Source organism: Cryobacterium sp. TmT2-59 (assembly GCF_004403545.1).
Taxonomy (GTDB): domain Bacteria; phylum Actinomycetota; class Actinomycetes; order Actinomycetales; family Microbacteriaceae; genus Cryobacterium; species Cryobacterium shii.
The window spans coordinates 1-19,775 of sequence record NZ_SOGM01000103.1 but is presented as its reverse complement, the minus strand read 5'-3'; the positions used below and the strand labels follow the sequence as shown (position 1 = coordinate 19,775).

General features: G+C 68.8%; 19 protein-coding genes, 1 pseudogene and 1 riboswitch. Of the genes and pseudogenes, 10 read left to right on the top strand and 10 right to left on the bottom strand.

All coding sequences use genetic code 11. From position 1 onward, the window contains the following. Positions 1–52: 52 nt before the first annotated feature. Together ychF and E3T24_RS16915 are read left to right on the top strand one after the other, a co-directional pair. Complete coding sequence (ychF, locus tag E3T24_RS16920; protein ID WP_134366499.1) at positions 53–1,126, top strand: redox-regulated ATPase YchF; 1,074 nt, start codon at positions 53–55, stop codon at positions 1,124–1,126. 759 nt (positions 1,127–1,885) lie between these two features. Beyond that, positions 1,886–2,665, top strand: a complete 780-nt coding sequence (locus tag E3T24_RS16915; RefSeq protein ID WP_241978729.1) for an SDR family NAD(P)-dependent oxidoreductase — start codon at positions 1,886–1,888, stop codon at positions 2,663–2,665. A 24-nt stretch (positions 2,666–2,689) separates the two neighbouring features. Here E3T24_RS16915 and E3T24_RS16910 read toward each other — a convergent pair whose 3' ends face one another. The 8 genes from E3T24_RS16910 to E3T24_RS16880 form a co-directional block, all read right to left on the bottom strand. Next, complete coding sequence (locus tag E3T24_RS16910) at positions 2,690–3,121, bottom strand: SRPBCC family protein (RefSeq protein WP_198416030.1); 432 nt, start codon at positions 3,119–3,121, stop codon at positions 2,690–2,692. A gap of 152 nt (positions 3,122–3,273) precedes the next feature. After that, on the bottom strand, positions 3,274–3,546 hold the full coding sequence (locus tag E3T24_RS16905; protein ID WP_134366498.1) for a DUF2277 domain-containing protein: 273 nt from the start codon (positions 3,544–3,546) through the stop codon (positions 3,274–3,276). A 170-nt stretch (positions 3,547–3,716) separates the two neighbouring features. After that, a complete protein-coding gene (locus E3T24_RS17720; protein ID WP_198416907.1) occupies positions 3,717–4,316 on the bottom strand; it encodes an NAD(P)-dependent alcohol dehydrogenase in 600 nt (199 codons plus the stop codon). Positions 4,317–4,361: 45 nt separating this feature from the next. Further along, complete coding sequence (locus tag E3T24_RS17715; protein WP_198417467.1) at positions 4,362–4,739, bottom strand: alcohol dehydrogenase catalytic domain-containing protein; 378 nt, start codon at positions 4,737–4,739, stop codon at positions 4,362–4,364. Next, entirely contained in the window at positions 4,736–5,428 is a 693-nt protein-coding gene (locus E3T24_RS16895) for a DUF2306 domain-containing protein (RefSeq protein WP_134366497.1), read from the bottom strand. Before E3T24_RS16895 ends, E3T24_RS17715 begins: the two co-directional genes overlap by 4 nt. Before the next feature lie 5 nt (positions 5,429–5,433). After that, positions 5,434–5,646: a hypothetical protein gene (locus tag E3T24_RS16890; protein ID WP_134366496.1), complete on the bottom strand. Its 213-nt coding sequence runs from the start codon at positions 5,644–5,646 to the stop codon at positions 5,434–5,436. 33 nt (positions 5,647–5,679) lie between these two features. After that, on the bottom strand, positions 5,680–6,369 hold the full coding sequence (locus E3T24_RS16885) for a hypothetical protein (protein WP_134366495.1): 690 nt from the start codon (positions 6,367–6,369) through the stop codon (positions 5,680–5,682). Between the two features lie 127 nt (positions 6,370–6,496). Further along, entirely contained in the window at positions 6,497–9,211 is a 2,715-nt protein-coding gene (locus tag E3T24_RS16880) for a LuxR C-terminal-related transcriptional regulator (RefSeq protein WP_134434886.1), read from the bottom strand. Between the two features lie 274 nt (positions 9,212–9,485). Here E3T24_RS16880 and E3T24_RS16875 point away from each other — a divergent pair, with 274 nt between their 5' ends. Both E3T24_RS16875 and E3T24_RS16870 read left to right on the top strand, forming a co-directional pair. After that, complete coding sequence (locus E3T24_RS16875; protein ID WP_134366493.1) at positions 9,486–9,797, top strand: hypothetical protein; 312 nt, start codon at positions 9,486–9,488, stop codon at positions 9,795–9,797. A gap of 185 nt (positions 9,798–9,982) precedes the next feature. After that, on the top strand, positions 9,983–10,552 hold the full coding sequence (locus E3T24_RS16870; RefSeq protein ID WP_174235670.1) for an HhH-GPD-type base excision DNA repair protein: 570 nt from the start codon (positions 9,983–9,985) through the stop codon (positions 10,550–10,552). A gap of 245 nt (positions 10,553–10,797) precedes the next feature. Here the strand turns inward: E3T24_RS16870 and E3T24_RS16865 are convergent, their stop codons facing one another. Next, positions 10,798–11,604, bottom strand: coding sequence for a 2'-5' RNA ligase family protein (locus E3T24_RS16865; RefSeq protein ID WP_134402761.1), 807 nt, complete (start codon positions 11,602–11,604; stop codon positions 10,798–10,800). Positions 11,605–11,692: 88 nt separating this feature from the next. On the opposite strand from E3T24_RS16865, the gene E3T24_RS16860 reads away from it, so the two are divergent. The 3 genes and pseudogenes from E3T24_RS16860 to E3T24_RS16845 all read left to right on the top strand — a co-directional run bounded on the left by E3T24_RS16860 (position 11,693) and on the right by E3T24_RS16845 (position 13,943). Further along, positions 11,693–11,887: a hypothetical protein gene (locus E3T24_RS16860; RefSeq protein ID WP_198416027.1), complete on the top strand. Its 195-nt coding sequence runs from the start codon at positions 11,693–11,695 to the stop codon at positions 11,885–11,887. Between the two features lie 59 nt (positions 11,888–11,946). After that, positions 11,947–12,666 (top strand): annotated as a pseudogene (locus E3T24_RS18135) (DUF2461 domain-containing protein). Positions 12,667–12,704: 38 nt separating this feature from the next. After that, positions 12,705–13,943 (top strand): FAD-binding domain-containing protein, encoded by a 1,239-nt coding sequence (locus E3T24_RS16845; protein ID WP_198416026.1) that lies wholly within the window; start codon positions 12,705–12,707, stop codon positions 13,941–13,943. Here the strand turns inward: E3T24_RS16845 and E3T24_RS16840 are convergent. Beyond that, positions 13,940–14,284: a LysR family transcriptional regulator gene (locus E3T24_RS16840; protein ID WP_134366489.1), complete on the bottom strand. Its 345-nt coding sequence runs from the start codon at positions 14,282–14,284 to the stop codon at positions 13,940–13,942. The genes E3T24_RS16845 and E3T24_RS16840 overlap by 4 nt on opposite strands. Positions 14,285–14,509: 225 nt before the next feature. Next, a riboswitch (glycine riboswitch) is annotated at positions 14,510–14,607 on the top strand. 180 nt (positions 14,608–14,787) lie between these two features. On the opposite strand from E3T24_RS16840, the gene gcvT reads away from it, so the two are divergent. From gcvT to gcvP, 3 genes are read left to right on the top strand one after another with little or no spacing between them, the layout of a single operon-like run. Next, on the top strand, positions 14,788–15,960 hold the full coding sequence (gcvT, locus tag E3T24_RS16835) for a glycine cleavage system aminomethyltransferase GcvT (RefSeq protein WP_134402764.1): 1,173 nt from the start codon (positions 14,788–14,790) through the stop codon (positions 15,958–15,960). Positions 15,961–15,993: 33 nt separating this feature from the next. Next, entirely contained in the window at positions 15,994–16,365 is a 372-nt protein-coding gene (gene gcvH / locus E3T24_RS16830) for a glycine cleavage system protein GcvH (protein WP_134366487.1), read from the top strand. Positions 16,366–16,394: 29 nt separating this feature from the next. Beyond that, entirely contained in the window at positions 16,395–19,370 is a 2,976-nt protein-coding gene (gcvP, locus tag E3T24_RS16825) for an aminomethyl-transferring glycine dehydrogenase (protein WP_134366486.1), read from the top strand. Positions 19,371–19,775 lie beyond the last annotated feature (405 nt).

The following is a 19,775-nucleotide window of genomic DNA, read 5'->3' as shown; positions in this document are numbered from 1 at the left end:
CGTCCCGGTCGGCTCGACGGGGCCGGGGACACACCCGGTACGATGGACTCTCGTGGCTCTTACTATTGCAATCGTCGGACTGCCCAATGTTGGCAAGTCCACCCTCTTCAACGCGTTGACCAAGAACAACGTGCTCGCGGCGAACTACCCGTTCGCCACCATCGAGCCGAACGTGGGCATCGTCAACCTGCCCGACCACCGCCTGGCCAAGCTGGCCTCGGTCTTCGGCAGCGAACGCCTGCTGCCCGCCCCGGTGTCCTTCGTCGACATCGCCGGGATCGTGCGCGGCGCCAGCGAGGGGGAGGGGCTCGGCAACAAGTTCCTCGCCAACATCCGTGAGGCCGACGCCATCGCGCAGGTCATCCGTGGCTTCGCCGACCCCGACGTGGTGCACGTCGACGGCGCCGTGAACCCGGCCGGCGACATGGAGACCATCAACACCGAGCTCATCCTCGCCGACCTGCAGACCCTCGAGAAGGCGGTGTCCCGCTTCGAGAAAGAGGTCAAGGGCCGCAAGCTTCCCCCGATCGTGCTGGAGACCGCCCTCAAAGCGCAGGCGATCCTCGACGCCGGAGCGCCATTGTCGTCCGCCACGCTCGACATCGAGCCGATCCGTGAACTGGGCCTGCTCACCGCCAAGCCGTTCATCTACGTGTTCAACGTCGACGAAGCGGTGCTGCAGGATGCCGAGAAGCTCGCCGTGCTGGCCGCGCTGGTGGCCCCGGCCAACGCCGTGTTCCTCGACGCGAAGCTCGAGTCCGAACTCAGCGAGCTCGACGCCGAGGACGCCGCCGAGATGCTCGCGTCGACCGGCCAGGCCGAGAGCGGACTCGACCAGCTCGCCCGCATCGGCTTCGACACGCTCGGCCTGCAGACCTACCTGACCGCGGGCCCCAAGGAAACGCGGGCCTGGACCATCCATAAGGGCTGGACCGCCCCGCAGGCCGCCGGAGTCATCCACACCGACTTCCAGAAGGGCTTCATCAAGGCGGAGATCTTCTCCTTCGAGGACCTGATGGACGCCGGCTCGGTGGCGGAGGCCCGCTCGAAGGGCAAGGCCCGGATCGAGGGCAAGGAATACATCATGCAGGACGGCGACGTGGTGGAGTTCCGTTTCAACGTCTAGCTCGCCCTCTGCGGCTCGCGGCCGAGATCGACAGTTCCGGTCCAGTTCACCCTGTGTGCTGGACGATCTCGACCGCAAAGGGCGAACTCGGCTGGCAGCGTCTCGGCGGAGCACCGCGCGGATGAAAATTCGCGGTGAGCCTCCCGCGGCAGAATCCGGCGCCGTGGGTGTGTGGCTGACTCAGGAGATCCGTCGGCCGGGGATGCCGTCAGGCTCGTCTTTCTCAGTGGATCCAGTCTCAGCCGGATGATATTCCTGAATTAGCCACACTTGTCAGGGCTCCACGCGTCTTTCGGCGACGTGGTGGAGTTCCGCTTCAACGTGTATCTCGCGGTAGTAGCGCGTGGGGCTGGCCCGAGCGGCAGGTCCGCCTCGGCCAGCGGTGGGGAGTCTCGTCGAGATCGACAGTTTCGGTCGACTTCGGCAGGCGTACCAGCCGAACTCAACCGCATCCGTCGCCCTCGGCGGCCAGCACTCCCGACGGAACATCCGGTGCAGGACATTCGCGGCGAGCCTCCCGCGACGCAATCTGACACGTGGGTGTGTGGCTTACTCAGGAGATCCGTCAGCCGGGGATGCCGCCAGGCCGGTCTTTCTCAGTGGATCCAGTCTCAGCCGGATGATTTTCCTGAATTAGCCACACTTCACAGGGCTCCACGCGTCTTTCGGTGACGGAACATGGTGGATTTCCGTTTCAACGTCTAGGCTCGGGCAGGTCGGAGGGGGCCCGCGCCTACCTCTCGCAGGAGCTCTCAGTATTTGCTTCGCGTCAGCGAATTTGCTCAGCTGCGTGATCCCGAAGGGCTGTCGTCCAATCTGACCTCACTCCAGACACCACAACATCATCACTCGAAGGAGACCACCGTGCCTGTCATCGCCATCATCGGAGCTGGACCGGGACTCGGAGCTGCAGTTGCGCGAAGGTTCGGGCGCGAGGGCTTCTCAATCGCCCTGATCTCGAGGAACCAGTCGAAGCTGGACTCCATGGCTGCGGAGCTCACTGCCGCCGGCTTCACCGTGAGTGGTTACGCTGCGGATGTCCGAGTACCGGCGGCGCTTGAAGATGCCCTTGCGCGTGCCGCGGCAGAGCTGGGACCCATCAATACGTTGCAGTACAGTCCGCTCCCGTCGCGTGACTACCTGAAGCCGGTGCTGGAGATGACTCCGGAACTGGCTTTGGAGGCATTGCAGTTCTCGGCTCTCGGGCTCATTCACGCGGTGCGTACGGTGCTCCCGGCCATGCGGCAGGCAGGAAGCGGCAGCATCATCATGATCAACGGCGGAACCTCGGTGAAGGCCCGCGCTGACTTCGCAGGTACATCGGTCGCCTTCCCGGCCGAGAGCGCCTACGGTGAGATGCTCCACGACGCACTCGAGGGTGAGGGAGTCCGTGTCAGCCAACTCGTGATCCCGGGAGGGATTCCTCAGCTTCAGCTTGACAATGGCATCGACGGCGTCGCCGATCGCATTTGGGACCTCCACGCCGTTGCCGGTCCCTTTCGAACGATGCTCATCCCGCTCGAGGACGGCAGGGAGTAGGGGCACCCCGCTGTTGGGGTCGGCTCAGGCCAGGGCCTCGATCTCGAGCTTGTAGGTGGCGAGGGCGCGCTCGATGTCCCTGTCCCCGTGGAAGAAGACCGCGTCGATCATCTTCATCAGCGTGGAGGAGTCCCAGCTGGCTGTGAGCGACGTTCCGCTGTCGTCGGCCTCGACGGAGATGGTGAAGATCGGGCCCACCGAGGAATGGTCCACGATGCGCTCGTTGACCACATACTCCTCTCTGGTGACGACGGCGGTGAGGTGCATGCCGAGTTCGCGGTACTTGATCTCGTAGCTGACCACCGCCCCTTCGGGCGTCCGTTGCACCGCCCCCAGGGTGCTGTGGTCCTCCTCCGGCATCGCGCCGACGAAGTGCGCCGGATCCTCGACGTAGTGGAAGACCTTCGCCACGGGCGCGTCGATGTGGATGCTGTGTGTGTGCTTATCCGAGGCCATGATGCTCCGCTCCTTCGACGACGGCGATCCAACCGGATGGGGCTGTATCGCACAGTGGGGGAGTGTGCCCTCGTTCTCATCGTTTGGCAAGCTCGAGAGGGCCAGGACGGCGGGCCGCTCGTCGCCTCCCGCGGAACCTCCCTGCCGAGCTGTTAAGCGGCGGCGAACCGTTTCGCCGAGCGGGCCTTCGCCTTGTCCGCCTCGATTTCGCGGTTTTTGGGCGGAGCCGTGCTCACCAGGTCCTCGAGCAGGTGCCTCGAGATGTGGGCGATCTCCTCGACAGCCCGGTTGAACGCCTCGGCATTGGCGTTGGAGGGCTTCGTGGATCCGCTGATCTTGCGCACGAATTGCAGGGCGGCCGCGTGTACCTCATCGTCGGTGGCCGCCGGCTCAAAATTATGCAGCGTATGGATGTTCCGGCCCATGCACCCAGAATAGCCAACCGACCCGGAGCCGTCACCCCGCAGTTCCGGGACCGTCGCGACCGCCGAAATCGTCAGTTCCGGTCGACTTCGACAGGCGTACCTGTCGAAGTCGACCGGAACCGTCGAAGTCGAGGGGAGCGGGACCACAAGAAGACTGCGATCCGCTCCGATCAACCGGCCGCGACCCGCAGCACCACGTTGCCCTTCTTGTGCCCCGTGTCGACGTGGCGGTGGGCCAGGGCGACATCGGCAAGGTCGTAGGTTCGGTCGATGACCGCCCTGAACCGGCCCGACTCGGCGAGGTCGACCAGCAACGCCAGGTCTTCGGCCGTGTAGTCGACGTTGCCCGCGGTGACGAGCTTCCCGCTCTTCCTGCTGCGCCGGGACGCCAGGAGAATTCCCTGCAGGTCGGAAATGACGAGCAGCAGGGCGCCGCCGGGATTGAGGCACGCCGCGGCCCGCTCGAAGGGAAGGTTCCCGACGCAGTCCATGATGACGTCGTAGGACCGGCCCTCGGCGAGGAAATCCTCCTCGGCATAGTCGATCACCCGGTCCGCGCCGAGCGAGGTCACCAATTCCCGGTTGCCGCCGCCGCACACGCCCGTGACGCGCGCCCCAAGTTCCGCGGCGAGCTGCACCGCCGCGGTGCCCACGGCGCCGGACGCGCCGTTGACGAGGACGGTGCCACCCGGTGCGAGGGCGGCCCGGTTCAGGAAGGCACGGGCGGTGATTCCCCCGAACACGACTGTCACGGCTTCCTCGAAGGTCATGTTCCGCGGCTTCGCCGTGATCGCGCCGCTCTGTGGGACGCAGACTTATTCGGCGTGCCCGCCGAACCTGCCGCCGAGCATCGCGATCACCTCGTCGCCGGGTGTGAACGACGCGACGTCCGCTCCCACCGCTTCCACGACGCCGGCGACATCCATGCCCAGGACCCGCGTGCGAGGGCGGAAGACGCCGAGCGCGAGCGCGCTCATCAGTCCGAGCCCTTTTGGGACGGTGCGTCCCCGGGCCCGGTGGTCGGCGGCGCTCACCGTGCTCGCGTGAACCTGGACGAGCACCTCGTCCGGCCCCGGCAGAGGTTTGGGGACCTCCTCGATGTGCACCACCTCCGGGGACCCGAACCGGCGATAGACGGCGGCTCGCATCCGGGCATCCTGAGCGTGAGTGCGAGTGGCTGGTTGTGACTTCATGTCGACTCCTTGAGTAGTGATGCGGTTGTTGATGGTCGGACTGCATTTCGTGCCGGCCGGGCACGGCGACGGATGACGTACTCGGCCACCGAGAGATTGATCACCCAGGCGGCACCCATGAACACGGCCCGGGACAGCTCGTCGGTTGAGCCGAAGATCATCGATTGCGGGATCAGGACGAGGGCCTGGGTGCCCGCCCCGACCCCGATCGCGTAGGCGCGGGTCATCCAGGCGCCGTGCTGGACGAAATCTCGACGCACGATGCCTCGAATCCCCAGTCCGAGGCCCGCCACCATCGCGGCCCCGAAGACCAACCGAAGAACCACCAGAATCGCGCCGTCCCCGGGCGGGTGCGGGTAGAAGGCCGCCATCCACATGCCGGAGAGCGCCGCCAGCAGGCCGGCGGGAATGAGGATGCGTCCGGCGAGACGATGCCAGGCTACCCTGCGGCGCCGCAGAGCCGGGACGAACTGGAACGCTCCGAGCAGGCTGAACACGGTCACGCTCACGATGTGCGTCACGACCGGTACGGGGGAGTCGAGAAAACGGGCGTTCTGCGGAGTCGAGGCGGCTCCGCCCGTCAGCTCGGTGAGTCGCGCAGCACCGGCGAGCAGCGGGATGAGGGAGAGGAGGATCAATCCGGTGGGGGCCGGCCACTGGCCTCGAGGGCTCCGGGTGTCTTTCGTCATGGTTTTCAGCTCCTCAGAATGTTGACCGAGATCAGTGTCACGCCCAGGTTTCCGACCCGTCGCAGCAGCCCGTGCAGCGCGGCCTGATCGATGACCGGGCCTGTGAGGGTGGTTGTTCCATCGCTTTCGCTGGTGAGGGTGAAGCCCCCGAACCAGTCGCTCCAGGACCCGTCGAGCTGCCCCCGGAGGCGAATCTCATACCAATCGACTTCAGTCATCGCTCTCCTCCTCTTGCACAGACCCGCGTCCGGTCAGACCGCCGGCGTGCGGTCGAGTCGGGTGCCGTGCCCGGTGGGAGCCGTCCGGCCTGCGATCCTGCGCTGGTCCGACCACAGGGAGTAGCCGAGCCAGATCAGGGCCAGGCCCATCGGGATGGCGGCCATCCGTTCGAGCGTGTGCGGAAGCAGCGCGCCCGCGACGGGCGTCACCGCCGCGGCGGCAATGAGAAGGATGCCGGCGCCGCGCGACAGCACCCGGGCACGGAGGACGGCGATCCCGAACACGATCGCGCCGATGACGTAGACGGCGGCTCCGACCAGGGGGAGTGCGGCGAGGGGGCCGAGGTCGGTCACGGCCGGGTGCCGGCCGAAGAGTCCGACGAAGTCCTCGGCGAACTGCGGTGCGTCCGCCGCGACCAGGGGCGCGATGAACGCCTCGGCGAAGACAAAGGCGGATTGCAGGATGAAGAACAGTGCGAACAGCGCGTATCCGATCAGGCCGAGCAGCCCGAATTCTCGCACCTGGCGCAGGTAGATGCCCGTGAGGCCGATCGGGCCGAGGATGGCCATCGCGAAACTGAGACTGTGAACGCTCACCCACATCTGGGTGGTGAGGGAGGCGACCTCGTCGGCGGGATGGATGAACTGGATGACGATGTAGAGCAGACCCGACACGGCGGCGGCGACGGCGGCCGCCCGGGTGAGGGTGGACGTTGTGATCATGATTGCTCTCCTTCGTTCTGAGTGCCCCAGGCCACTACCTGAGAACGACCCGAATCTACGGAGACATGTGATGACGCGGCATCACCGTGCGTGGTGATTGAGGTGGTGATTGTGTCGCGGAGCCAGATCAGACCCGGCGCTGGATCAGACCCAGCTCGGCGGCGCGGGTGACGGCGGCCGGGCGGCTGTTGACGCCGAGCTTGGCGAAGATGTGCCTGGTGTGGGTGCGCAGCGTGTTGAGCGAGACGTAGAGTTCGCTCGCGATCTGGGGGCCGCTGAGCTCGGTCGCCAGCAGCCGGCGCACGTGCGACTCCCGCTCGCTCAACGCCTCCGGGATGCCCGGGAGACTCGCCCTGTCGACGTCGGTCTGCCGCAGGGCCCGACCGAGCCGGCGAACGTAGTCGGGGAGGATTCCCGCGTCGGCGGCCGCGTCCAGAAGCGCCGTCATCGGCGCACCTTCGTCGGCGAAGAGCCGCAGGTAGCCTTCCGGTTCGGCCAGGGAGAGTGCTCGGTGGAGCGGTGGCAGCGCCGAGGGAATCCGGCCCTGCGCCTCCTGCGCCAGCGCTTGCAGGATGAGGATCTCGTTCGCGCTGCCGGTGCGTCCGCCCGCTTCCGCGGCGACGAGAAGGCGGTCGAGTAATCCGGTGGCCGCCTGGATCGACCCCCGCGGATCGGCCCGCTGTTGCGCGATCAGCAGCCGCGCCAGGGTGATGTGCCCGAACTCGCGCAGGTAGGTGAGGTCCTCATCCACGGACAGGCCCTGGCCCGTGACCCAGGCGAGGGCCTCGGCGAGCCTGCCTTGTTCAATCCAGATCCGTGCCCTGATCGCGGCGATCGGGCGCACCTCCGGGAAGAACCCGCGCCGGTAGAGGCCCTCAGCCGTGCCGAGCAGGTCGAGGGCGGCGTCGAAATCTCCCTCGGTCTGCCTGATTCGCGCCATCGCCACGAACCGGCGATGCCGGTTCTCGCTCGACGAGGCCTGTTCGCCCAGCGCCTCACTCGCAGCCAGGTGCTCGGCGGCGGCCGGTAGTTCGCCCCGCTCCCTGAGCAGTTCACTGATCCCGACGTGCAGGTCCGCCGTTGACTGTGGGGGCGGGTCGCCCTGCTCGGCCGCCAGCTGCAACGCCTGCTCGTATGCCCGTTGCGCCTCCCGCAACCGGCCCAGCGGAACGAGCATGTCGGCCAGCACGATGGTGGTCGCGAGCACGTCGGCCAGGTTGCCGGCCAGACGCAGGCTGGACCTGACCTCGCCGAAGGCACGCAGCCCGGACTCGAGATCGCCGGTCGTCCACGAAGCGAGCCCGAGGAACCCAGCTGCCGCGCCGCGCCCCAGATGATCGTCGGGTTGGGTGAGCGCCAGGGCTCGCTCGGCGTGTTCCTTCATGCCGACCACCTTCCCGCGCGCCTGCGCTGCGGCAGCCCGGTAGACGGCGATGGTCACGGGGAGAGTGCGAAGTTCCTCGCTGTCGGCCGAGTCGTGGCCGGGGGCGCCGTCATCCGTCGTGGCAGCCAACGCCCTCTCCGCGACGCGCAGGCGCGGTTCGATCGCTTCCACGTCGCCGGAGACCAGCGACGACCACGCGCGGTACACGCCCAGCACGGGTCGGCGATCGATGACCTCCTCGGGCAGCAGCGTCAGCCAGCGGAGCAGTGTGGCATCCTGCCGGCTCTTGCGAACCGCGGGAACGGAGCCCTCGATCACTCTGGCTGCGCGGGCGAAATCCGCCGCCGCCAGGGCATGCGTGACCGCCTCCTCCGGCAGGTCGTTCCGCTCGTGCCATTCGCTGGCGCGACGGTGGAGGGTCGGCACGAGGTCGGGCCGGTCGCGCAGCAGCCGCGCCCGGAGCACATCCGCGAAGAGGTGGTGGTAGCGGTACCACTGCCGTCCGTCATCCAACGGAACGAGGAACAGGTTGTCCCGCTCGAGCGACTCCAGCACGTCGCTGCCGCCGGCCTGCCCGGTGACGGCCTCGCAGAGGGATCCGCTGAGCCTGTCCAGGATCGCGGTGCGGAGCAGGAATTCCCGCACCTGCTCGGGCTGACGCTGCAGCACCTCTTCGGCGAGATAGTCGATCACGAAGCGGTTGCTTCCGGTGAATCCCCGGATGAAACCGGAGACGTCCGAGCGGTCCCGCATGGACAGAGCGGCCAGTTGGAGGCCGGCGATCCAGCCCTCCGTGCGCGATTCGAGAGCGGCGACGTCCTCGGGGGAGAGCTCGAGGCCCGCCATCTGGCTGAGGAAGGCGGCGGCCTCGTCCGGAGTGAACCGCAGGTCGGCGGCACGCAACTCGGTGAGCTCGCCGCCGGCGCGCAGTCGCGCCACCGGGAGAAGGGGATCGGAGCGGCTCGCGACAGCCAGGTGCAGATTCGACGGAAGGTGGTCGAGGAAGAAGACGAGGGCGTCCCGGATCGTCTTCTCCTCGATCAGCTGGAAGTCGTCGAGTACCAGGATGATCTCGGCCGGGCTCTGGGCGACGTCGTTGATCAGCCCCGTCAGCGCCGGTTCGATCGAGGCCGGCGAGAGCGTCAACGATTCCGAGCCGAGAGCGGGATCGGCCCGCTGCAGGGCTCCGACGAGGTAGGTGAGGAAGCGGGACGGGTCGTTGTCGCCCTCGTCGAGCGACAGCCAGGCGACGCGCAGCTGGGGGTCGCGGCGCCGGGCATCCGCGATCCACTCGCTCAGCAGCGTGGTCTTTCCGAAACCGGCCGGGGCGGAGATGAGCGTCAGCTTTCGGCCGGAGTGCAGCCCCTCGCGCAAACGCTCGACGAGGCGCGGTCGAGGAACCGCTCGGGACCGGAGTCGGGGGATGAAGAGCTTGGTCGCGAGGACCGGCATCGCCATGCCCTCATCCTAGAGACAGACGACGTCACGACAACCGCACCGAAATCCTGGGGCCTGGCTATCCGCGGCGGCGGGAGTCGCTGAGATCGCCGGTTCCGGTCGAGTTCGGCAGGCGTGCCGATCGAACTCGACCGCAAGTGTCGAGCTCGGCGGGGTGCCATCGCCGCTCGCGGCGGTTGCCGACGCATCCGCGCCCCGATTGTCGCCGGGCGGCATTCAGTCGTACGGCGTCCTGGGTTAGATTGGCTTCGACCGGATCGATCGGAGGCCGCAGATGGACATTCCCAGGGACAAGCCTGTCGTCACTTCAGTCGACGCGAGGGGGTTGCCGGAGCGTGAAGGCGACCTCCTCGACGGTTACCGGCGGATGCTTGCGGCGGGGCAGCCGGACGGGCTGGTCAGGTCCGAGCTCCTGCGCGGCCAGGACGGGTCCTGGCGAATCCAGTCCACCTGGTGGGACATGGAGGCCCTCCTGGCCCTGCGCAAGGCGGGCGTGCCGCACGCGGCGCAGGCCCTTCTCGACGGCGTCGGAGCCGAACACACGCACAGCTGGTTCGTCGTGGAGGACGGTTTCGACACGACCTAGTCGTATCGATGGGCACGCTCGATCGAGCTGCCGGTGCGGCGAGTTCGACACTTCCGGTCGAGTTCGAGGGGCGCGCCGGTCGAACTCGACCGAGACGGTCGAACTCGACCGAGACTGTCGAACTCGGCGGGGGCGATGGCCGGCGAACGGCACCGCCAGCGCCGGCCGGTGACACAATGAGCACCATGACGCTGCACATTACCGGTGACGCCGCCGCCGACACCCTGCTCAGCGAGGACCCGTTCGCCCTCCTGGTCGGAATGCTCCTCGACCAGCAGATCGCGATGGAGACGGCGTTCGCCGGTCCCGCCAAGATCCGCGACCGGATCGGGACCCTCGACCCGGGGGTGATCGCCGGTTTCGATGCTGACGCCTTCGCCCAGGTGTTCCGGAGCACCCCGGCCGTGCACCGCTACCCGGGCTCGATGGCCGCGCGCACCCAGGCCGTGGCCGAAGTCGTGGCCACAGAGTGGGACGGCAACGCCGCCGCAATCTGGACCACCGGCACCCCGGACGGCGCCGAGATCCTCCGCCGGTTGAAGGGGCTGCCCGGGTTCGGCGAGCAGAAGGCCAGGATCTTCCTCGCCCTGCTCGGCAAGCGGCTCGGGGTCGAGGCGCCGGGGTGGCGGGAAGTGTGCGCCCCGTACGGCGAGGAGGGCTCGCACCGCTCCGTCGCCGACATCGTCGACCCGGAATCGCTCGCCCTGGTGCGGGAGACGAAGCGGGCGGCCAAGGCAGCCGCGAAAAAGGCCTAACCGGGCGCAACCTCGCGCGGCCCGCGTCCGGGGAATACAGTGGCCGCCAGCCGGTTACGCAGCCGCGGCCGCGCATTTGGAGAAGCGTGCACAGGGAGAAGAGGTGGATGCTCGTGTCGAATCCACGGGACGAGCCCGCCCCCGGCCCCGATACCACCCCCCCTCACTCGACCTCACCCCGCCAGGGCGGCGGCATCACCCAGGCGTTTCCGCGCAGCCCGATCGGCTGCTGGGCGATCGTGCTGTCAGCCCTCGGACTGGCGTCCTGGCTGGTGTTGCCGCTGATCACGACGCTCTTCCGCGAGACCTACCCGGTCACCGACACCTGGGTGATGCCCGCGATCGGAACCGTGCTGATCGATGCCGCGGCCATCGTGAACCTGCTCTGCGTCTGGCTGTGGCGGGAGCGCTCGGTGCTGAACATCATCGCCCTCGCCGTGGCGGTACCGGCCGCCCTGTTCTTCACCGTCTTCGTGGTCGGCGAGGGCCTGGGCGGAGCCTGAAACCCCGTTGCCTGGGCCGAGCGCGGTCGCCGCGGGAGCCGCCAGGGGGAAAACGGCGAGCACGCTCCGGCCGCCGGCCGCCGCCCGGGGCGCCATGTCCACGAGGGCGATCTGGGCGAGGGTGAGCACCTCGCCCTCGTGCACGCGGGCGCCGTTCTTGATCGTGATGTGGGCCCGGAAGCCGGGGCCGGTGAACGCGGGTTCGTCCGGGGAGGACGCGAAGGGCCGCACGGCGTCCACCAGTGCCCGGTGCAGCTCGGTCAGGGCCGCGTCGTCCACGACCAGGGTCACCGGCACGTCCTCACGCCGTCCGAACAGCGCTTCGACGCCCGCGACGGCCGTGATGGCGGTGCGGCCGCCGGCCGAGACGGCGTCGACACCTCCGGTGACGCCCACAACGACGCCGGCAACGACGCCGGCGATCACGGATGCCGCGGCATCCGTGTGGAAAGGAGGCAGCACGGTGATGTGGAGGGGCCACTCCGACACCGGGAAGCTGTCACCGGTGCGCAGCGCCGTGAGCGGAAGGACGACGACGAGGCGGGACATGCGCCGATTCTAGGTGCTTCCCGCTGGAGCGCCGCGGGTGACACAATGCTCGGACGCGGCGAAGGCCGCGGCCACGAAAGGGGCAGTCATGATCCGCTTTCTGATTCGCACGGCCATCTTCCTCGGCTCCGGCACTCTCGGCCTCTGGGTGGCGTCGCTGGTGCTCGACGGCTTCACCCTCACCTGGCAGGGATGGCTGGCAGGCCTGGGTCCTGGCCACGCTGGTGGTGTGGCTGGTCACGGCCCTCGCGACCGTGACCTTGCCGCTGCTGTTCCTGCGTAGGGTGGCTAAGAAGGACGGCCCCGCGGTTAGGCGCCGCCGGCCACGTCAAGGAGCGTGCAGTGGGTCCCCATTTCAGCGAACAGACCTTCGATTTTCTCGAGGAGTTGGAGCACCGCAACAACCGCGAATGGTTCGAAGAGCACAAACCGACCTACGAGCTCGAATTGAAGAAACGGATGCTGGCCGTCGCCGAGGCGGTGAACGTCAGCTTGGCCGAGTTCGCGCCAAACCATCTGCGCCCGCCGAACAAGGCCATGATGCGCATCTACCGCGACGTGCGGTTCTCCCATGACAAGACCCCCTAGAAGACCAATTTGGCGGCGTTCTGGCCGCGCCAGGGTCTGGAGAAGAGCGGGGGAGCGGGCTTCTTCCTGCAGGTGGGCGTGCAGAGCGTGATGGTCGCGGGCGGTTCCTGGGGTCCCGGCCCGCAGCAACTGCGGGCCATCCGCGACTACCTGCTCGAGCACCACGGCGCCATGAGAGGCGTGCTCGCCGACGTGTCGCGCACCGGGCTGGCCGACCCGCTGGACGGCAACCCGCTCATCCGGGCGCCCAAGGGATTCCCGGCGGAGCACCCGGCAGCCGACCTGCTGCAGAACCGCAGTTGGGCGCTGACCGGCACCCTGCCCGGCGCGGTGGCCCTCGGCGAAGACTTCACCGACCTGGTGCTCGAGCGGTTCCGGGCGTTCGCCCCGCTGGTCGAGCGGCTGAACGTGCCGCTGGCCTCGGTGACGCCCCTGCAGCGCGAGGCAGCGGCCGGTCGCCGCAAGCAGGCGTAGCGCTTCCTGGCGCCGTGGGGCGGAGTCTAAAATCAGACGTGCTCATCGCCCTGAACGACGGAACCGCGGAAGCCGTCGTGCGCCGCCACCTGCGCCACCTGGTCGACGACGACGACGAGGTGCGGGCGAGTCCGGGCATCCGGGGCGGCCAGACCAGCGCCGACCGTGCCCTGGCCGGGTTCTCGGTCGCGGGCTATGCGGCCAGGCGCAGTCAGGTACTGCCGGAAACCGACCGCGGGGCCTCCCGGCTCTCCCCGTACATCCGGCACGGGCTGGTGCCGCTCGGCCGGGCGTGGGATCACGTCGCAGACGGACCCGCCCGGGACACCCGCAAATTCCGGGACGAGTTGCTCTGGCAGGAATACGCCCGACATCTCTATGCGCGGGTGGGCGTGGCCCTGCACCGAAACCTGCGGTTCGCGGCGCCCTGGGCCGGAGGGTTCGAACCCGAGGCCTGGCCGCGGCGCATGCACTGCGTCGATTCGGTCGTGTCGGAGCTGGAAACCGACGGCTGGCTGGTCAACCAGACCCGGATGTGGCTGGCTTCCCAGTACACGGTGAGGTTTGGCGCCGGGTGGCATGCCGGCCAGGAGGAGTTCTACCGGCACCTGCTCGACGGCTCGCGCGCGGCCAACCTGCTGGGCTGGCAGTGGACCGTGGGCGCCGGGACCGGCAGCCCCTACGGTTTCGCCCGCTGGCAGGTGGAGAAACGGGCCCCGCAGCTCTGCCGTGCCTGCCCGCTCGCCCAGGCCTGCCCGATCGAGCAGTTCCCGGCGGCCGCCGCACCGGCGCCGGTGACGGATGCGCCGGCGAACCTGACACGCGATCCGCACCTGGCCGCCACAAGGGGACCCTCCGTCGCCGTCCGGCGCCGCGCGGCCCGGTCGGTCCTGCTGACGGTGGATTCCCTGGGCGACGCCGATCCGGCCCTCGAGGCGCATTCCGCGCTTCCGGTCGTCTTCGTCTTCGACGAGCCGGCCCTGGCCCGGCTGCGGCTCTCGAGCAAAAGACTGATCTTCACCGTCGAAACCCTGCAGGATCTGGCCCGGCGGCGCGAGGTGGTCGTGCACCTGGGCGACCCGCGGGTGGTCGTTCCGAGCCTCGACGCGGCCGTCACGTCCGCGCCGGTGCCCAGCTTCGCGCGCTACGCGGAGGGCGCGGCCGAACTGCATCCGTGGCCGTGGCTGGTGGCGCCGCACAGCGGCTCGGTGGCCAGTTTCTCGGCCTGGCGCCGAGCCTCGGCCGGGGTCGTCGCCGACGATCCGGGCGCGGGCTAGCGGCCCTGGCGGCGCTTCCCCGGGCGCGGCTGGCCCTTGACCTCGGGCGCGCGGCCCTTGCCCTTCGAGGCCTTGGCCTTGCCGCCCGCGGGCAGCGGCGGCTGCCAGGGCTCATCCGAGGCGGCCAGCTCGGCGCGGGCCTCCGTCAGAAACAGGTTGCCCGCCGTGGTCAGCCGGGTGGTCTCCGTGGTGCGGTCGATGAGCACGACGCCGAGGTTCGTCTCGAGTTTCGCGATCGAGGAACGCAGCTTCGGGGTGGAGACATTGAGGTTCATCGCGGCGCGCGGGAAATGCAACTCCTCGGCGACGGCGATGAAATGCCGGAGGAGGGTGATGTCCACGGAACGCCTTTCTTCGTGCCCCGCATGAATCGCGGGCAGAGTAACAGGGTACGCGCTCCCTCCCGCGGGCGTCGCCCGGAGGCCGCGGCATCCGTCACGGCCCCCGTGCCGGCTCGTCCGCTGCCCGCTCGCCCGGTGCCCGGCGCACGCTAGGCTGAGAGCGCACACGCCCAAGCGCGCAGCACCAGCATCAAGTGAATACCCTCAAGTGAATACCGGGCCATCAAGGTCGATGCGGGAGAGTTCGACGCCGGGAGGCGAGCGAACACCGAAGGAGCAATCCTCCCCGACAATCTCTCAGGTACTCGTACCGCATCGAACTGGCCACTCTGAAAAGTAGTCGCGGCACCAACGCGGCTCGCCCATGGTGAAAGTCACGTCCCGACGGATGCGGTGAAGCTCTCAGGCCTGACGACAGAGGGGGAGTTCCCAGGAGTTCGATCGCTCGATCGTGCCCCGGAGAATCTCGCTCGGCTCTTAGCCGACGACGACCTGGAGAACTCATGACCTCGGACAACGCCGCCCTCACTTCTTCTGCCGACACCGATTCCGCTCCCGCCGCCACGGAGCGATTCTCCCCGCTGCACCAGGCGCACGTCGAAGCCGGCGCCAGCTTCACGGACTTCGCCGGCTGGCAGATGCCGGTGCGGTACTCCAGCGACCTGGCCGAGCACCACGCGGTGCGCACCGGCGCGGGCATCTTCGACCTTTCGCACATGGCCGAAATCGTCGTCGTCGGGCCGGATGCCGGGGCGTTCCTCGACTACGCGCTCGCCGGCAAGCTCTCCGTGATCGAGCTGCTGCAGGCCAAGTACAGCCTCATCCTGAACCGCGCCGGGGGCATCATCGACGACATCGTCGTCTACCGCACGGCGGAGGAGGAGTTCCTCGTCGTCGCCAACGCGGGCAACCGGTTCCAGGCCGTCGAAGCGCTCTCCGCGCGCGCCGCCCGCTTCGACGTCACCGTCACCGACCGGAGCGACGCAGTCGCCCTGATCGCCGTGCAGGGCCCGAACTCCCGGGCCATCCTGGAAGCCACCGCGGGTCTCACCGTCGACGGCGACCTGGCCGCGCTCAAGTACTACCGCGCCCTCGGCGGCACCTTCCAGAGCGCCTCGGTACTGATCGCCCGCACCGGCTACACCGGCGAAGACGGGTTCGAACTCTACGTCGACGTGCCCGACGCCCTGGCTCTCTGGAACGCCCTCTTCGTCGCCGGCGAGGTCCACGGGCTGGTCCCGGCCGGGCTCGCCAGCCGCGATACCCTGCGGCTCGAGGCCGGCATGCCCCTCTACGGCCACGAACTCAGAACCTCCACCTACCCGGCCCAGGCCGGGCTCGGCCGGGTCGTCAACCTGGCCAAGGAGGTCGACTTCATCGGCCGCGAAGCCAGTGAGGAAGGTCCCAGCGCCGAGGCCCGCGTGCTCGTGGGACTCGCCTCGGCCGGCAAACGCGCCGGCCGGGCCGACTACGCGATCTTCCGCAGCGCCGACGCGACCGTGGCCGACGGCGTGATCACGAGCGGGGCGCTGTCACCGACTTTGGGACATCCGATCGCCATGGCCTACGTGGCGCCGGGCCTCGCCCGCCTCGGAACCGAGGTCTTCATCGACGTGCGCGGCACCCGCATCCCCGCCACCGTGACCGCCCTTCCGTTCTACCAGCGCCAGAAATAGACACCCCTAATCCATCCCTCGAGAGGAAACCCCATGGCAGACAAGACTGAACTCCAGTACACCGCCGAGCACGAGTGGGTGCTGGTCGACGGCGACACCGTCACCGTCGGCATCACCGCCTACGCCGCCGACAAGCTCGGCGACGTCGTCTTCGTCGAGCTGCCCGCCGTGGGCAGCGATGTCGCCGGGGGCAGCGTCGTCGGCGAGATCGAGTCCACGAAGTCGGTCGGCGAGCTGTTCGCCCCCGTCACGGGCACCGTCGCCGAGACCAACGACGCCGTCGTCGACAGCCCCGAGCTCGTCAACAGCGACCCGTTCGGCGCCGGCTGGTTGATCAAGGTCACCTACGCCGAGCTTCCTCCCCTCCTCAGCTACGCCGAGTACTCCGCCCTCGTCGGCGAGTAACGAAAACAAGAAGCACAGGTTCCCGACACATGTCACAGCCCTTCACCCAACGCCACATCGGCACGGATGCCGACGCCCAGTCCCGCATGCTGGCCATCCTCGGTTACGACTCGGTCGACGCTCTCGTCAACGCCGCCGTGCCCGCTTCGATCCAGGTCGACCAGTTCCGGGTGCTCGGCGACAGCACGTTGCCGCCGGCCGCCACCGAGCGGGAGGCGATCGCCGAACTGCGCACGCTGGCGGACCGTAACACCGTCAAGCGGTCGATGATCGGGCAGGGCTACTACGACACCGTCACCCCGGCGGTGATCAAGCGGAATGTGTTCGAGAACCCCAGCTGGTACACGGCGTACACGCCCTACCAGCCCGAGATCTCGCAGGGCCGGCTTGAGGCCCTGATCAACTTCCAGACCATGATCGCGGACCTCACCGGACTGTCCACGGCCAACGCGTCCATGCTCGACGAATCGACCGCCGTCGTGGAGGGCATGCTCCTCACCCGCCGCGCGTCGAAGTCGAAGTCGAACCGGTTCATCGTCGACGCCGACGCCCTGCCGCAGACGAAGGCGCTGCTGGCCAACCGCGCGGCCGCACTCGGAATCGACCTCGTCGAGATCGCCCTCGCCGACGTCAGCACCGGCGGCGCCGGCCAGGTCGCGACCGGCGCGGCCACCGTGGCCGACCTCGGCGAGCACTTCGGGATCTTCGTGCAGTACCCCGGCGCGTCCGGCCGGGTCTGGAACCCGGCGGCCGTCATCGCCGCCGCCCAGGCGCAGGGCGCGCTCACCGTCGTCGCTGCGGACCTGCTCGCCCTGACCCTGATCACCTCGCCCGGCGAGCTCGGCGCGGACGTCGCCGTCGGCACCAGCCAGCGCTTCGGCGTGCCGATGGGTTTCGGCGGTCCCCACGCCGGCTACATGGCCGTGCGCCAGGGCCTCGAACGCCAGCTTCCCGGCCGGCTCGTCGGCGTCAGCGTGGACGCGGTCGGCCACCCGGCCTACCGACTGTCGCTTCAGGTGCGTGAGCAGCACATCCGTCGTGACAAGGCCACGTCGAACATCTGCACGGCCCAGGTGCTGCTGGCCGTGATGGCCGGCATGTACGCCGTCTACCACGGCCCCGACGGGCTGAAGACGATCGCACGTCAGGTGCACGAACGGGCCGGCCAGCTCGTTGTGGCGCTCCTCGCCGCCGGAGCCGACGTCGTGACCGCGACCTTCTTCGACACCGTCCGGGTGTCGAGCCCGGGTCGCGCCGCCGAGATCGTCGCCGCGGCCGCCGACGGCGGAGTCAACCTGCACCTCGTCGACGCGGACACGATCGGGATCTCGGTCGACGAAACGACGACGCTCGCCGACCTCGCCCTGGTCGTCGGGGCGTTCGGCGGCCGGGAATCCTTCGGCCTCGTCGACTTCAGCATGGTCGAGGCCGGCCTGCCGCCCGAGCTGCACCGCACCAGCGAGTTCCTCACCCACCCGGTGTTCAACACGCACCGCTCGGAGACGAGCATGATGCGCTACCTGAAGCGCCTCGCCGACTACGACTACGCGCTCGACCGGGGCATGATCCCGCTCGGCTCCTGCACGATGAAGCTGAACGCGGCCACCGAGATGGAGGCCGTCAGCTGGCCCGAATTCGGTGGGCTGCACCCCTTCGCCCCGCGCGCCGACGTCGAGGGCTACCTCGAACTGGTCCGCCAGATCGAGACCTGGCTGAGCGATGTCACCGGTTACGACTCCGTGTCGCTGCAGCCCAACGCGGGCAGCCAGGGCGAACTGGCCGGCCTGCTCGCCATCCGCGGCTACCACCTGTCCAACGGCGACGCGGAGCGCCTGGTCTGCCTGATCCCGTCCAGCGCCCACGGCACGAACGCGGCCTCCGCTGTGCTGGCCGGCATGAAGGTCGTCGTCGTCGCCTGCGACGAGCTGGGCAACGTCGACCTGGACGACCTGCGCGCGAAGATCGCCGTTCACGCCGACAACCTGGCCGCGCTGATGATCACCTACCCCTCCACGCACGGCGTCTACGAGCACGAGGTCGGCGCCATCTGCCGTGCCGTGCACGACGCCGGCGGCCAGGTCTACGTGGACGGTGCGAACCTGAACGCGCTGCTCGGCTTCGCCCGCTACGGCGACTTCGGCGGCGACGTGTCGCACCTGAACCTGCACAAGACCTTCTGCATCCCGCACGGCGGCGGCGGACCCGGCGTCGGGCCGGTCGCGGCCAAGGCGCACCTCGCCCCATTCCTGCCCGGCCACCCGCTCGCACAGAGCGACGAGCACTACCTGCTCGGTGCCGGCGGGGGTGCCGGTGTTGGTGCCGGTGCCGGTTCGGGCGATGGATCAGGCGGCACGATCGTGCACGCCGGCGGACCCGTCTCGGCGGCGCCCTACGGCAGCCCGAGCATCCTGCCCATTTCCTGGGCCTATGTGCGGATGATGGGGGCCGAGGGGCTCAAGGAGGCCACCGGCGCCGCTGTGCTCGCCGCCAACTACGTGGCCAAGCGGCTCGACGCGCATTTCCCCGTGCTCTACTCCGGCGACAACGGGCTGGTCGCGCACGAGTGCATCCTCGACCTCCGCCCGCTCACCGAGGCCACCGGGGTCACCGTCGATGATGTCGCCAAACGCCTCGTCGACTACGGCTTCCACGCGCCGACCATGAGCTTCCCGGTGTCGGGAACGCTGATGATCGAACCCACCGAGAGCGAGGACCTGGGCGAGATCGACCGGTTCGTGGAGGCCATGATCGCGATCAAGGCCGAAGCGGATGCCGTGGCCTCCGGTCGCTGGCCGGCCGACGACAACCCGCTGCACAACGCCCCCCATACGGCGCAGTCGGTGATCGAGGGGGAGTGGACGCACGCCTACGACCGCGAGACCGCGGTCTACCCGGTGCGCTCGCTCATCCGTGGCAAGTACTGGCCGCCGGTGCGTCGCATCGATAACGCCTTCGGCGACCGCAACCTCGTCTGCGCCTGCCCGCCGCCCGAGGCCTTCGAGTAGTAGGGCGGCCCCTGCCCCCCCTTGCTTCGCAGAGGCCCCGCCCGCGTCCGCGGAGCCGTGAGGAAAGCTCCTCTTTTTTGGAAATAGAGAGTCGCAACTCACGGCTCGGCGAGGTTTCGGTGCACCCTGCGTCTCCGTGCCTGCTTTCGCAGACACCCTGCCGGGCGGCACGGCCGGCGCCGGTCGGCCAGGCCTCCTGGACGAATTCGACGGAGATTTTGAGCATCCGGCCGCTTTTCGGCCCGATTTGAGCCTTTTGCAGCAGAATCTCCGTCGAATTCGCACGGGCACCGGCGGGCGAGGTTCGGCGGGGGAGGCGGGGCGCGGCGGGCAGGTGAGGCGGGGCGCGGCGGGCAGGGGAGGCGGGGCGCGGCGGGCAGGGGAGGCGGGGCGCGGCGGGCAGGT

What these genes read in the sequence shown, in the direction of transcription:
- E3T24_RS17720 (WP_198416907.1), bottom strand. Translation starts at nt 4,316, where the DNA reads ATGACCTTCGAGGAAGCCGTGACAGTCGTGTTCGGGGGAATCACCGCC.
- E3T24_RS16860 (WP_198416027.1), top strand. Translation starts at nt 11,693, where the DNA reads ATGATCCGCTTTCTGATTCGCACGGCCATCTTCCTCGGCTCCGGCACT.
- E3T24_RS16905 (WP_134366498.1), bottom strand. Translation starts at nt 3,546, where the DNA reads ATGGGCCGGAACATCCATACGCTGCATAATTTTGAGCCGGCGGCCACC.
- E3T24_RS16910 (WP_198416030.1), bottom strand. Translation starts at nt 3,121, where the DNA reads ATGGCCTCGGATAAGCACACACACAGCATCCACATCGACGCGCCCGTG.
- E3T24_RS17715 (WP_198417467.1), bottom strand. Translation starts at nt 4,739, where the DNA reads ATGAAGTCACAACCAGCCACTCGCACTCACGCTCAGGATGCCCGGATG.
- E3T24_RS16875 (WP_134366493.1), top strand. Translation starts at nt 9,486, where the DNA reads ATGGACATTCCCAGGGACAAGCCTGTCGTCACTTCAGTCGACGCGAGG.
- E3T24_RS16890 (WP_134366496.1), bottom strand. Translation starts at nt 5,646, where the DNA reads ATGACTGAAGTCGATTGGTATGAGATTCGCCTCCGGGGGCAGCTCGAC.
- E3T24_RS16865 (WP_134402761.1), bottom strand. Translation starts at nt 11,604, where the DNA reads ATGTCCCGCCTCGTCGTCGTCCTTCCGCTCACGGCGCTGCGCACCGGT.
- gcvH (WP_134366487.1), top strand. Translation starts at nt 15,994, where the DNA reads ATGGCAGACAAGACTGAACTCCAGTACACCGCCGAGCACGAGTGGGTG.
- E3T24_RS16870 (WP_174235670.1), top strand. Translation starts at nt 9,983, where the DNA reads ATGACGCTGCACATTACCGGTGACGCCGCCGCCGACACCCTGCTCAGC.
- E3T24_RS16885 (WP_134366495.1), bottom strand. Translation starts at nt 6,369, where the DNA reads ATGATCACAACGTCCACCCTCACCCGGGCGGCCGCCGTCGCCGCCGCC.
- E3T24_RS16880 (WP_134434886.1), bottom strand. Translation starts at nt 9,211, where the DNA reads ATGGCGATGCCGGTCCTCGCGACCAAGCTCTTCATCCCCCGACTCCGG.
- gcvT (WP_134402764.1), top strand. Translation starts at nt 14,788, where the DNA reads ATGACCTCGGACAACGCCGCCCTCACTTCTTCTGCCGACACCGATTCC.
- E3T24_RS16895 (WP_134366497.1), bottom strand. Translation starts at nt 5,428, where the DNA reads ATGACGAAAGACACCCGGAGCCCTCGAGGCCAGTGGCCGGCCCCCACC.
- gcvP (WP_134366486.1), top strand. Translation starts at nt 16,395, where the DNA reads ATGTCACAGCCCTTCACCCAACGCCACATCGGCACGGATGCCGACGCC.